This window comes from uncultured Gimesia sp., from assembly GCF_963976445.1.
In the GTDB taxonomy this organism is placed as follows: domain Bacteria; phylum Planctomycetota; class Planctomycetia; order Planctomycetales; family Planctomycetaceae; genus Gimesia.
This window is the reverse complement of sequence record NZ_CAXBKP010000002.1, coordinates 87559-99276: the sequence shown is the minus strand read 5'-3', so window position 1 is coordinate 99276 and position 11718 is coordinate 87559. Positions and strand designations below refer to the sequence as shown.

16 protein-coding genes and 1 tRNA gene are annotated in these 11718 nt (G+C 46.8%); 5 read left to right on the top strand and 12 right to left on the bottom strand.

Features of this window, described 5'->3' with window-relative positions:
- The first annotated feature begins 114 nt into the window (after window positions 1-114).
- The 3 genes from AAC022_RS02890 (at window position 115) to AAC022_RS02880 (ending at window position 2018) form a co-directional block, all read left to right on the top strand.
- Window positions 115-567, top strand: a complete 453-nt coding sequence (locus AAC022_RS02890) for a VOC family protein (RefSeq protein ID WP_339727794.1) — start codon at window positions 115-117, stop codon at window positions 565-567.
- A gap of 389 nt (window positions 568-956) precedes the next feature.
- Window positions 957-1145, top strand: coding sequence for a hypothetical protein (locus AAC022_RS02885; RefSeq protein ID WP_145311502.1), 189 nt, complete (start codon window positions 957-959; stop codon window positions 1143-1145).
- A 267-nt stretch (window positions 1146-1412) separates the two neighbouring features.
- On the top strand, window positions 1413-2018 hold the full coding sequence (locus AAC022_RS02880) for a hypothetical protein (RefSeq protein WP_339727786.1): 606 nt from the start codon (window positions 1413-1415) through the stop codon (window positions 2016-2018).
- Between the two features lie 105 nt (window positions 2019-2123).
- Here AAC022_RS02880 and AAC022_RS02875 read toward each other — a convergent pair whose 3' ends face one another.
- A complete protein-coding gene (locus tag AAC022_RS02875; protein ID WP_339727785.1) occupies window positions 2124-2915 on the bottom strand; it encodes a hypothetical protein in 792 nt (263 codons plus the stop codon).
- 420 nt (window positions 2916-3335) lie between these two features.
- Between AAC022_RS02875 and AAC022_RS02870 the strand changes: the two genes are divergently transcribed.
- The gene (locus AAC022_RS02870; protein ID WP_339727784.1) at window positions 3336-3818 is read left to right on the top strand and encodes a hypothetical protein; all 483 of its coding nucleotides are present in this window, start codon (window positions 3336-3338) and stop codon (window positions 3816-3818) included.
- A gap of 321 nt (window positions 3819-4139) precedes the next feature.
- Here the strand turns inward: AAC022_RS02870 and AAC022_RS02865 are convergent, their stop codons facing one another.
- A complete protein-coding gene (locus AAC022_RS02865; RefSeq protein WP_339727782.1) occupies window positions 4140-4595 on the bottom strand; it encodes a hypothetical protein in 456 nt (151 codons plus the stop codon).
- A gap of 366 nt (window positions 4596-4961) precedes the next feature.
- Here AAC022_RS02865 and AAC022_RS02860 point away from each other — a divergent pair, with 366 nt between their 5' ends.
- Window positions 4962-5216 carry a hypothetical protein gene (locus AAC022_RS02860; protein WP_339727779.1) on the top strand — a complete coding sequence of 85 codons (255 nt, stop codon included), beginning with the start codon at window positions 4962-4964 and terminating at the stop codon, window positions 5214-5216.
- 65 nt (window positions 5217-5281) lie between these two features.
- Here AAC022_RS02860 and AAC022_RS02855 read toward each other — a convergent pair whose 3' ends face one another.
- From AAC022_RS02855 to AAC022_RS02810, 10 genes are all read right to left on the bottom strand, one after another.
- The gene (locus tag AAC022_RS02855; RefSeq protein ID WP_339727778.1) at window positions 5282-5701 is read right to left on the bottom strand and encodes a hypothetical protein; all 420 of its coding nucleotides are present in this window, start codon (window positions 5699-5701) and stop codon (window positions 5282-5284) included.
- A 52-nt stretch (window positions 5702-5753) separates the two neighbouring features.
- The gene (locus AAC022_RS02850) at window positions 5754-6056 is read right to left on the bottom strand and encodes a hypothetical protein (protein WP_339727776.1); all 303 of its coding nucleotides are present in this window, start codon (window positions 6054-6056) and stop codon (window positions 5754-5756) included.
- 61 nt (window positions 6057-6117) lie between these two features.
- The gene (locus AAC022_RS02845; RefSeq protein WP_339727774.1) at window positions 6118-6420 is read right to left on the bottom strand and encodes an ASCH domain-containing protein; all 303 of its coding nucleotides are present in this window, start codon (window positions 6418-6420) and stop codon (window positions 6118-6120) included.
- 58 nt (window positions 6421-6478) lie between these two features.
- The gene (locus AAC022_RS02840) at window positions 6479-6658 is read right to left on the bottom strand and encodes a hypothetical protein (RefSeq protein ID WP_339727772.1); all 180 of its coding nucleotides are present in this window, start codon (window positions 6656-6658) and stop codon (window positions 6479-6481) included.
- A gap of 22 nt (window positions 6659-6680) precedes the next feature.
- Window positions 6681-6857, bottom strand: a complete 177-nt coding sequence (locus AAC022_RS02835; protein ID WP_339727770.1) for a hypothetical protein — start codon at window positions 6855-6857, stop codon at window positions 6681-6683.
- A 71-nt stretch (window positions 6858-6928) separates the two neighbouring features.
- Window positions 6929-7159 (bottom strand): hypothetical protein, encoded by a 231-nt coding sequence (locus AAC022_RS02830; protein WP_339727768.1) that lies wholly within the window; start codon window positions 7157-7159, stop codon window positions 6929-6931.
- Window positions 7160-7521: 362 nt separating this feature from the next.
- Window positions 7522-7594: transfer RNA gene (locus tag AAC022_RS02825), tRNA-Phe, on the bottom strand.
- 225 nt (window positions 7595-7819) lie between these two features.
- Window positions 7820-9181: an HD domain-containing phosphohydrolase gene (locus tag AAC022_RS02820; RefSeq protein ID WP_339727766.1), complete on the bottom strand. Its 1362-nt coding sequence runs from the start codon at window positions 9179-9181 to the stop codon at window positions 7820-7822.
- A gap of 247 nt (window positions 9182-9428) precedes the next feature.
- The gene (locus AAC022_RS02815; RefSeq protein WP_339727765.1) at window positions 9429-10673 is read right to left on the bottom strand and encodes a hypothetical protein; all 1245 of its coding nucleotides are present in this window, start codon (window positions 10671-10673) and stop codon (window positions 9429-9431) included.
- Between the two features lie 21 nt (window positions 10674-10694).
- Complete coding sequence (locus tag AAC022_RS02810; RefSeq protein ID WP_339727764.1) at window positions 10695-11543, bottom strand: sugar phosphate isomerase/epimerase family protein; 849 nt, start codon at window positions 11541-11543, stop codon at window positions 10695-10697.
- Between the last annotated feature and the right edge of the window lie 175 nt (window positions 11544-11718).

Here is an 11718-nt window from a genome sequence, read left to right as displayed (position 1 = left end):
GTGAGGTCATTGTTCTCTTTTCCCTATCAGCGCAGTATTGCTAAAAATATAGATTCTCACTGAAATTAAACATTGAAATGCTAATTTTGTCCGGTACCATACACAGCACATTATATGGGCAAGTCCGTTCCATTGAATAACAAGTTCTGCGATTCAAACCAAGCCTCAACTACAATGTCAATCGAACCCGCTTTCAAGTCTGCCTCACCGTTCCAAAATGACGTCTTGGCGTTACCGGTCACCGATCTTGATGTGGCCTCCAATTGGTACGCCAAACACTTTAGCATGACGGAGGTCGAACGACACCAAGCCCCTGTGCCAATGGTAGTACTCGAAAGAGATGGGACACGTCTCGGATTCGCTGTAAACGGCGGTGACCCGTCACAGGATGGTGCCGCTATACTCGTGAAGAATATCCAACAAGTTAAAGACGAACTGAAGTCAAACGGCGTCTCGATTACCAATTGGCGTGTCGACAAACGGGACGGTCAAAATTTGCAAGTATTTTTCGTAGTCGCGCCAGACGGTTTGTGCTATTACTTCCATGAACCAATTGATCCGGCATGACTTACGGGGACAGCAATGCCCCGTGCAATCTGTCCTTATTTGCGATGATTCACAGCATGGACGTGACCGCATAACCAGGTGCTCGCGCGAATAATGTCGCAGAACAATGCCATGATCCGGAGCGGCCGTCCGGATCAAACTAGATACTAACGGGACTGGCGGCGTCCCGGTTACATTGGACGTTACTCACGCCGATGTCTCATCAAGTCATACCAGTTCCGAATTGACGCGAGTATCGACCGGTTTAAAAGACACCCTCTAGGATATTGTCCGGGTAACGCACGTTACCCGGACATTGTTCCTTAAGGTAAGCTAAGTGATATCAAATTGTCAGTTAAACAGGTCTTACCCGGAGACTAATTTGTATCAAATGTAGAAAGGGCACAACGATGCCTGAAGAGGAAAAGAAAGGACAGAGACTGGGACGGGTTTGTCCGGTCTGCAAAGGTACTGGCTTGGACAAGACAGCGCATCGTCGCTATACGACCGGCGGACATGATGATCGTTCTTGTAGTTCCTGTCACGGTGAGTGCTACATCTACGAGGATGACGAGATGCAAGGACATTCGGACTACTAGATTGACCGGGTAACAGGTATTACCCGGTCATTATTTATGGATAAAAGCTCTCCATTGACTGGTTGGCTCACTATGGTACGATTGTGAATCGCATGCTACATATTGTATTCCCGATGCGGTCCGTTTAATATTAGATTCTTGTGACTAATGATCATTGGGTCATAAAAAAGATGTGCAAATTCAGGGCAGGTAGTTCTGTATTCTCCAAGCGGAATCCAATCGAGGGGCAGAAACCGCGCCAGGCAGATTTCGTTTGAGGTCCTTATCATGGCTGGAATCGTTAAGCGAATGCGCGAACCCAAAACCACATCGATGCTCAATGTGAAATCTGTGGGGTATCAGATTTCTTTTCACAGCATTATGCGTCAACTCACTCTCCACTCGGCCATCTTGATATTGGTGTGGGGCTGCAAACCGACGGCTCCCGAAACACAGACCAGAAACGCCTCCGATGTCACTACGGAGCCCCAGCAGCAGTTTACTTCCCCCGCTGAAGTCACCGCTGCACTGGAAGACCGCTGGTCGCTGGATGACATCAGGACATTTTGTATTCCGGAACGCCGCCACAACCCGACCTGTCAAAACCTGGTGACAGACGTCGGTGAGACCTGGGAAGGAACGCTCTACGAAAACGTACCGACAGGTTTTAACTCGATCAGCTGGTACGGCACAGCAGTGGACGGCAAGCTGCATGAATATTCGTTAAACGTGAGTCGAGACGATGGCAGCTGGTTGCTGGAAATCGGAAACGTTAAATCATTTGCGAAACAACCCAATATCGCTCCTGATCCCTCAGGACAACGCTTCATTGGCAGCGCACCACCGGAAAATCAGGGCCCTGACGACACTTTTGTTGCACCTGTCAAAAAGTAATTATCCCCTGTCAGTCCGGAAACCGGGGCAGAAAGGGTGTCAGTAACCCGTTTTCGGGCTCAATCGAGTCTAAAAAATGACCGGGTAATATGAGTTACCCGGACGTTAGCCCATATCTAATCCAAACTCCATTTTCTCAAGCAATGCGTCCGCAAACCTTTCTGTGAATGTCCTGGCATCATTCATTGCCATTTCTGTGAAATCATCGAGCATATTTAAAGCTAGAATTCTAACCAAACAAGATTGCTCTTTTCGCAACGGGAGCAACGCTTCTGATGTGGATTCGATTTTTAATTTATCTTGATCGTTTAGGCTCACATTGAACATTTCTGCGTCCGTAATCACAAGCGGAAACACATATTCCACGATACGGAAACCCGGCTTTATTCGCCGTTCTGTAAGTGCAACCATCGACTCAGCGACGCCAACGATCTTATTAATCGACTCATAAACTTTGTCTTGGCCCTGAGTAAAAGCCTCGGTCGCAGAATAGGCCATTCTCTCAGTCGGCTTAAAAAAACTCCATTCGTTGAGTAATTCATGAAAATGTGTGAGGAAACCAGAGGCCTCTCCACTGAGTCCAGCCGATGGAAACCATGATAACCAGAAGAGAGATCCTAAGTCTTCTGTTGCATCACCAGTAAAAAATACCCATGGCTTATTTGTTGTACTTTTGCATTCAATCACAAAAGAAACGTTCATCCACCAGCCGTTTTTAACTGATTGTTGCCATGTAGCGATTAGATCTACTTCTCGAGGCTTCTGAGTTTCTATGTCATTGAGATAAGTAGATTGGGTAACTCGAAATCCTACAGATCTAAATGCGGACGCAACACGCATTTCAAGAGGGTAACCGCTCTTTGCCAGCCATTTTTCAATCTCTTTTTCTTGTGACACTGTGATTCCGCCAAACTAGTAATTTCACCAATGCGTGTAACAAATGCATAGTAATTCTCAAGACACATAAAAGAATACCAACAAGAGAATCCTTGTCAACTAATTACTGAAAACAACCATTTTTACTGGATTAAAAATAATGACCGGGTAAACACCGTTACCCGGTCATTATTAGGGCTAAGACCGCGCATAAAATGACCGGGTAACATAAACTACCCAGCAATTCTTGATTCATTTCTATATCTCACCCTTTGTTTGGCCTACCGTGACCATCGTTAATCTCATTTTTTTCAATCAATGCGTGATATTCGATTACTTCCAACGCCTTTCGAATAGACGAGACAACGAGACACTCCGATTCAAGTAGTCTGATAAGGATGCCGCCCCCTTTTTACATCAACAGGATTGGTACACACAGCTATGCAAACGGAAAACCCCAATGCACCATCTGAGACCAAGTTGAATACCGAAGATCATCGCTTCAGGTTTGGCAAAGCGTTTATTACAACAGCCGTAATCGTGACAATTGGAACACTCGTTCTGTGTTTGCAATCAACGCCTTTCTACGCAGGTCTTTTCTTCGTGCCTTTCGTCTTTGGCCCACTTGTGGTTACCGCAGTGCTCTCCTTCGCATTGCTCTCAACGCGCGCACAAACACTGTTGACGATCAGTTCTATCTTATACGCACTGTGGTTCGTCTATATTTATGCACAAGCTTTCTACATAAACCCTGACCCTCAGTCACCTATAGCCTTTCTGTTTATCGGAATTTATGCTGTGCCCGTATTGGCCATTTTCTGGATCACCGCAGGCTTCACTCAATGGCGAAACACAACGCACGGCAGCGGCAAAGTCGGGCGGTCCCAAATTGAAGATCTTCCGTCGCCGCGACGTAATCAGTGACGTTACCCTTACCCTCGTACGATATCAGCAAACGTTTTCTCACGTGCATTTATTAACGAACGTTTTTAAGAGACACCCCCTAAAAAAGTGTCCGGGTAATAGTCGTTACCAGGTCATTAAGAGAATCAAGACCGCGCACAAAAAAAGACCGGGTAACATCATTTACCCGGTCATGATTCATTGATCCCACAAAGGAAAAATGTCGGGGTAACTATGGTTTCCCGACATCAAACAACAATCTCACAAACAAAAAAGTCCGGGTACAATTCGTTCTGGACATCTTTCTTATTCGTCCGAATTTGACGCCAAAACCAGAAACCGTTATGTATTCCATATCTTGGAGAAAGTTGTCTTGATCTCATCCTCTGTTACAGCATTTCCAGTCATAAGATCCCACATCAAACCGTCAATCTTGGTGTAGTAAATCCTATGCCGCTCCGAACCAATGATGACTTCGCAACATTCGTCATCAACACTTTCGATATCTCTAATAGCCTCGTCCTGAGGAATAAATGCCTTGAACCAAATGCCAATCTCACTATCGATTTGGCACTTGAAGAAATTGAGCATTTGACGCCCAGACTCTTCGTTTTCTGGTGGATCGTTACTATCGCGCCAGCCTTCTCCCTCCACATGCCACGCAGAATGGTCGCGAACCAATATGCAATACTTACGATCAGGAGACATACAAAACTGGACACCAGATTCGATTATGGCAGAGAAATCACCATTTTTTTGGGCTTTGTTCACGACCTCGTTGTCAATCCACAGGCTCATATATTTCCTCTATCATAACTAATATCATACTGAAAGATACAAGATTTGATGCTTTTGAAGCTACGTATATAGCTAGATACAAAGAAGCGTACCAAGCTGAAGCAGTCTGTCAAGAGTCGCTAAATATTGGTCGTAATTGAAAGTGATTCATCAATTTTCGCACCAAACCAAGTATCCGTAAAGAAATGGTTACCCGGACAACAGATCCAGCCAGTAACGTGCTAACTAATGACCGGGTAATTAGCGTTACCCGGACATCAAAAGAATCAGGACCGCGCACATACCCTCACTTATTTTAGTGGCTTAACTGCCTTCATTCGTTTAAGCTGTGTTTGTTAGTTTTCCCAATTTCTGGAGCTTGAAACGATGTCTGAAAGTAAACGATCAAGATTCATTAGCTATCTGGGTTACACCATCATGTTTTTGGTTATCGCTTATCCCCTGAGCGTTGGTCCTGTAGTATCATTTATTTCTAAGTCACAAGGAGATATGCTTGATGCTGCTACGAGAAGAGATTTACAAACGTTTTACGCCCCTTTGATTTACGTGGCTAAAAAAGACATTACGATTGCTAACTGCCTTGAGGGTTACGTTCAGTTCTGTCGCAGGAAATTCAGGTAAATTCTGCTCACTCCCCTTTTCTAAACTCTCTTTAAAATAATGACCGGGTAACCACCTTTACCCGGTCATTTGCTGGCTGGAATTTCGAAACACTTTCCACTCCAAGCCATATTTTTAATTCGTTCCAAACCAGAGACAGACCAACGCTCAATGATCATGTCATTCACTTTTTTCCAATCCGTCGGATAATCCGATTTCAAAGCCAGCGCGTAAGTCATCGCAATCTGTCTCTGATTGCATTTCTGTTTGATCTCATTTTCAATGACCATTTCGACGCACATAATTTGGCATTGAAAGGCATTAACGATTTCCCCTTCTGATCGGATATAACCTCTTTTACCGCAGGCAGTGCAGCAACATACCAGCCGATCGCCGTCCTCGTGCGGCTCATAAAATGCCTGGACTGTGGGATATCCTTGTTCGCAAATGGGGCAAGGAACTACTTTCTCTTTTGGCGCTGGTCTCCAGCCTAAATCTGCTACCATAGGACTATCTCATTTTTAAAAGAGGTTTAAAATGTTGGGTGGGTAATCATCATTACCCGGTCATTGCTGTTGATTGGTTTGAAAGCGGCTTTTTGAAATACGGCCGGCCATTGGCTTTGTCCCGCTCTATCAGCTCGATGGTCATTTCACAGTTATCAATCAGCCCTTTAAGCCCTTCCACGATTCCATCTAGATCATCAGATTCGTATAGATCGATGGTCGCTTTCATCATCCTTCTTCCGCGCACATCGAACCAAGCGAAATCTTCTGTGATCTCAGTTACAACACCGCGATCAAGGCAGCCATTTTCCAAGATATAGACTACTTCCTGTCCTTCTTTTGGATTCTCAATCATCGTTTCGACTTTCTTAAAGTGGTTAAAAATAATGACCGGGTAACAACCCTTACCAGGTCATTCAAACATAAGTAAATTCAATCCGCGTCACCGGCGTCGCTGGTATCACTTTAAATTTCTTGCAAAAGCAATTCACAAATTCTTCTCCGGACAGATACGGATACCCTTCACGAGCCGCTTCCCGTTGACCGTATTCACGGTCGTGTACCATTTTGCTCAATGCTTCTTTCCGGACTGAAACGACGCGAATCACCTTGATCGTGACGCCGAGTTGCCCTTGAGTTCTGACCGCTGCTTTCAGTAATGCACCTGGCTGCAGATTACGGAAACCAAAAGTACGTCTGACATCTTTTGAATTTTTCACCGAAGGATCAGACGAAACTGTGACACTGATCCCGATCACCGGCAATTTTCAGGCGAATTCAGTCAGTGTTTTCTGAGATGCGCCACAGGACTCCTGAGGGATCAATCAGAACGAAGTCGCGCATGTTCCAGGGTCTCTGTTCGGGAGGGGAGATCTGCACGTTGTACTTTTCGGCGATCTTTTGTTTCTGGACGTGAGCCCACCAGGCATCAACGCTCTTGACGGAGAGATGCATCATGAAGTTTTCCGCATGCTGTTTCTCATAAAAAATGCTGCAGCAGAAAAGTACAGTTTCCGTGATGAAGATAAGCCAGTTCATCGGATGACCAGGGGATTTGAAAACCGAGGTCTTCGTAAAACTGTTTCGAAAGCGCGAAGTCTTTCGCGGGAACAAACGCCTTTCGTTCGACAGTTCCCAGATCGGTCATCGCTTTCATCCTAAAATGGATTTCAGAGTCGGGAATTTCAGATCGTTATTCCGTCGGCCCAACACAAACAGCGGAATGATTTAAACGTCCGTTTGATCCTGATCAGGCACGTTGCGCAGCGCGGGCCATTCTGCAAACGCCAGGAAAAATAAGAGTGCTATGTTCAACAACGGGAAAAAGATAGCAAGGCTGATCCAGCCGGGGAATCCCGCCTTGGAACAGATCATCCAAAACGGAATCACTCCCAGGACTACGATACTCCCGATGATGAGCATTTCAAAGAAGCCTGGCAAAAAGAAGGCTGCAAACATTTTGAGATCTCCTGTGCTTGATTGATCAGAGTCGGAACGCGGAGCCGCGCGATGATATACTTTTCCCGCGCCAGTCGCGATCAGAGGAAATCAATGGTGATGTATCGTTTACCAGAAATCAATGAGGCAGGGGGATTCGCCTGACTGCGATTCGTTCCTTGAAAGAAAGGGCAGGGCGCACAAAAAAACGAACGGGAATCTTCATATCGATTCCTGCTCGCTTTTGAATTGTCTCATTGGGCTGGCACCTTAAGGATAGCTTGCTCACAAGCGTCTCTCAGATCTACCGATTTCCCGTATTTGATACCAAGATTATAGATCCCGGTAGAAAGTCTCGAAAAAGCCTGTTTTTTAAGACTTAATGGGCACGGGCGGGATCGAACCGCCGACACCAGGATTTTCAGTCCTGTGCTCTACCAACTGAGCTACATGCCCTTCGTTTCCGGCTGAGACTTCAGAAGCGTTAACTCCCTTTGAAATCGCCGCTTAATGGAAGCGAGATGGAAATATAAGCCATTCCCCGTTCAGTTTCAAGCAAAACCGACCATTCCTCGAAAGGATTCGTCAGTTTTCCTGAATCTGGTTCCGTTCCGCCTTAAATACAGGCTCAGAGAGGGTTTGGACGGCAAGGAATCTACGTATTATAACGATCAAGTCAACTTAGATCTGACCGTCAAACAGCTCAGAGGAAAGATCAATCTCATCTTTTCCGGGCGTCGGCAGGGCCTGATCGATCTCATGATGGCTCTCATTCAGATCAAGAATGTTATCCGGATCCATCGGATCAGCGTTTTTTCCTTCTGAGGTCTGAATGATTTGCACAATCGGGCTCGTATAAAGATTCTGATTCCGTCGGATGATCCGTGCGGCACTGCCATCTGTTAATGTCACGAAACTTCCCACTGGAAAGAGTGACAGCAGATTGAGCAAAGCACGCATGGGTGCGGAATCGATCGTTTTGTCGTTTGTCTGACGCAGGAGAAACTCCATCGCCGCATAAGGCATTAGAGCAGGGCGGTCTTCCCGCGACGTCGTTAAAGAGACATAACAGTGTGCGACATTCAGAATTCGGGCAAACATATGAATCATGTTTTGTGTACGGTTACGTGGATACCCTTTTCCGTTCGGTTGCTCATGTACCTGATAACAAACGACGGGAACCACACTTGGAATGCCTGCTACATCTTCCAGCATTTCCAGTGAAATAATCGGGTGCTTCTGCACTTCCATCCGCTCAAGAGGATTCAATTTACGGCGCCAGGAACCAATTTTATCCTGTACACTGACCATGCCCCAGTCATGCACGAGTCCACAAAGCCCGATGTTACGGACGTTGGATTCATCTAAATTTAATTCTGTTCCGATTGCCATTCCTAATAGCGACATCTGTAAACAGTGTTGGGACAAAGATTCATCCTTCCCCGCTTCTGCCGCTGCTGAAATCACACTGTCGGCATCAGCCGTCAGTTGAGTCAGGTAACTCGCCGCCATCCCCGCAATTTCTGAACCTTTGGGAGTTTGCCCACTGAGCGCGCCCCGCATCATTCCATCCAGAGATTCGCCGAACTCCTGTTGCTGCTCAAACAGCTTTTCTCTGTGCTCCTGGTCATAGCCTTTACAACCATGAATGACCATCGAATCCCGGACGGCAGGTCCGGTATTGGCAACAAACATCGAACCCGATTCGATGAGCTTGTCCAACTTTTCCGTCATCTCAGTCGAAAAGATTCCCGATCCCGTATCCAGAGCTGCATCACCCGAGAACGCGGCACTCAGACTGACTGCGGCTGCATCCTGACTATGGATCTTTACATCTGGCATATTTCGATCGCGTAACAGTTGTTTAAATCGCGAATTAACTACCGCACCGGCAGCCAATAGCAAAACACCGTTGGAATCGAAGATTGCGTTATTTATTTTCCTGCCGACGATCAGATCTTCGACGCGAATCGAAACGGTGTCCTGATCCTTGTCTGGTGATTCGGCAGTTTGGTCTAATTGTTCTTTAATTTCTGTTGTCATTCTCACAACCTGAAACGTGCCTGTTTCCTCTCACTCTAAGAGGAATACAGACATCACCTTAGAGGAATAGGAAACTGACTTTGGGTTCCCAATGGATGAATATCAACAAAAACTTAGGTTAAAAAACATCCAAACCCAGCCAAGGAGGGATATTCGATGCGAAAAATCAACACCAACCTTGACGATCATTCCGATTAAGGCGATCAGCGAACACGAGCAGGAGGGGTATCACTGTCTGCGATGGATTCTAAGCCTGTTTTTTCAGTCGCGTGCTGATCTCAGAGAGCACATCGGCTTCACTGGGCAGCACAGTCGACGCATACCCACGTAAAGGCATGGGAGTTCCATCCAGACGATAAACCACGCCGGGATAATGGATGCCATAAACGCCAGTCGGAAGATAAACTTCCGCATTCAGTCGATCGAGGGCGCTGGGCCCTGTCAAAATCAGGGGAGTGTCTGCCAAACGATCAAGTGCTAACTTAGATAACCCCGACAGTGGCTGTGCTCCGACCAGAAGACAAAGATCAGTTTCGGACTGTTCCAGCAATTGATTGGCTGAATATTCGCAGGGCGAATAACGGGGGTAGCCCGCTGCAAAATTCACACAGGCAGCATAACCGGTCTGCCAGGCCAGCACATTGTCAGCACCTTTGGTCTCGCCAGTTCCTGGAACATTCAGTGTATGACAGCGACGTTCGGCTTGAATTTCTCGAACCAGCAGCGACAAGGCTTCGATTTGTCGATGTGCCAAAGGTCCCTGTTTAAACTCTGGTCCAAAAAAGAACACGATATATTGACTCTGCCGAATCAAGCTGACCAGACTCTGCAGGTCAGCTGCCGCAATTACCGATGAACGCTTTTCTCCCAGATCAATGTCTTTTAATAGTGCTCTCAGGCACCAGATCAGTTCGAGCTCGTTTCCCGGCGCTAATTGAATCGATTGATCGACGTTCTCACCGGAATCCGTTTCTGCGGCGCTAATCGACACGATCTTGCGAGTTGAAGCAGATGCCCCTCGGTTCAAACTGTTTCTGTGACACTCATTACTCCGAAACGCATCAGCGCCCCAGTAAATGATTAAATCGGCACGGCTGCGAACTTCCCCCAGTGTACAAGATGCCTCTCCCACCTGTTGTAATGCCCGTGTCCCAGAAGCAGCGCCCGTATCAATCGTTGCACCGATCTGATCTGCTAAACTGATAGCGGCCCGTTGTGAATCGGTGGCAGACTGATACATACCATAAATCAGGGGAGACTGTGCCTGTTGAATCAGTTCGACGGCCCGCTGGATCGCTTCCGCGTGTGAGACGGTCGTTCCCTTGATTGAAGGCGCTAACTGATCCGTCTGCTGAGACCGGTCAAACCATGCCTGCGCTTGAGAGCAGGTGGATTGCACTTCGGTAATTTGCTGTCCGTCGGTTATCACCTGATTATCATCGCAGACGCAATAACAACTGGGACAAGCAACATCTTCAATCACATTTTCCACAGACGGTCTCCGAAACCGGCATTAACCGATCTGCTTTTTCAGTTCATCTAAAAGGGAAACGGCTTTTCCAATATCCGCTTTCTGCTGCGCGGGGTCTTCCGGAATTTCGCGTTCAATCGTTAATGGGCCGGTATAACCAATCTCATTAAGAGTTTGGATATAGGTTCCCATGCCGACATCACCATCGCCAAGTGGAACTTCCGCCCCCCATTCGATGCCGCGTTTGCCCTCTGCTGCCCAGGTCGCATCTTTACAATGCACACTCGCAACCAGATGTCCTACGCGTTTCAAGGCAGCAATTGGATCGCCCGTACCATAGAGAATCATATTGGCCGGATCAAAGTTAATCTTGAGGTTATCACGAGCGACATCACTGATAAAGTCGAGCAGGTGATCGGCAGATTCCTGTCCGGTTTCCAGATTCAGAGACTGGCCATTCGCTTTGACGTGATCCAGCAGCCCTTGAGTCACCGCAACCAACTCCTTATAGTCGTCCGAATTGCGATCTTCCGGGACGAAGCCGATATGCAGGGCAACGGTGTCGCACTCCAGCAGTTTGGTGAAGTCGGAAATTTCTTTCATTTCTGCTACACGTGCGGCGCGCGTTTCGGCAGGCACCAGGCCGATGGTTTTCTTTGTCGTCGGAATGTCAGCGTAGCTTTCCCCATCAAAACCACCAAATACGCAGGTAAGCGTAATTCCTGCGGCGTTACAGCGGTCCAGAAATTCTTTGGCGACTTCGGGAGTTCGGGTTTGCTTATGAGGCGCATGAATTTGAATCGTCGGAATTCCTAATTCTTGAACGACATCAAAATGCACTCCCAGACCTGCATCTACTGAAGCAAATACGCCAATGGGCCACTTTTCCATTAATCCTGCCTCCACAAAGTGTTCTTTTATGATTCTCAAGGTGATTTGATTTCAATCCGGACACCCCATTTTGAAGTGAGGTTGAGGTTTATCATAAGCAGATTTCCCGTGTTTCACAAACCAGGACCTTGATTTCTTTACAAATTAAAGAAACACATAACTGAATGTGATAATG

Bases quoted from the DNA above. Each gene is read 5' to 3' on its own strand.
- AAC022_RS02890 (WP_339727794.1), top strand. From the start codon at position 115: ATGGGCAAGTCCGTTCCATTGAATAACAAGTTCTGCGATTCAAACCAA.
- AAC022_RS02885 (WP_145311502.1), top strand. From the start codon at position 957: ATGCCTGAAGAGGAAAAGAAAGGACAGAGACTGGGACGGGTTTGTCCG.
- AAC022_RS02880 (WP_339727786.1), top strand. From the start codon at position 1,413: ATGGCTGGAATCGTTAAGCGAATGCGCGAACCCAAAACCACATCGATG.
- AAC022_RS02870 (WP_339727784.1), top strand. From the start codon at position 3,336: ATGCAAACGGAAAACCCCAATGCACCATCTGAGACCAAGTTGAATACC.
- AAC022_RS02865 (WP_339727782.1), bottom strand. From the start codon at position 4,595: ATGAGCCTGTGGATTGACAACGAGGTCGTGAACAAAGCCCAAAAAAAT.
- AAC022_RS02860 (WP_339727779.1), top strand. From the start codon at position 4,962: ATGTCTGAAAGTAAACGATCAAGATTCATTAGCTATCTGGGTTACACC.
- AAC022_RS02855 (WP_339727778.1), bottom strand. From the start codon at position 5,701: ATGGTAGCAGATTTAGGCTGGAGACCAGCGCCAAAAGAGAAAGTAGTT.
- AAC022_RS02850 (WP_339727776.1), bottom strand. From the start codon at position 6,056: ATGATTGAGAATCCAAAAGAAGGACAGGAAGTAGTCTATATCTTGGAA.
- AAC022_RS02840 (WP_339727772.1), bottom strand. From the start codon at position 6,658: ATGATGCATCTCTCCGTCAAGAGCGTTGATGCCTGGTGGGCTCACGTC.
- AAC022_RS02835 (WP_339727770.1), bottom strand. From the start codon at position 6,857: ATGAAAGCGATGACCGATCTGGGAACTGTCGAACGAAAGGCGTTTGTT.
- AAC022_RS02830 (WP_339727768.1), bottom strand. From the start codon at position 7,159: ATGTTTGCAGCCTTCTTTTTGCCAGGCTTCTTTGAAATGCTCATCATC.
- AAC022_RS02820 (WP_339727766.1), bottom strand. From the start codon at position 9,181: ATGACAACAGAAATTAAAGAACAATTAGACCAAACTGCCGAATCACCA.
- AAC022_RS02810 (WP_339727764.1), bottom strand. From the start codon at position 11,543: ATGGAAAAGTGGCCCATTGGCGTATTTGCTTCAGTAGATGCAGGTCTG.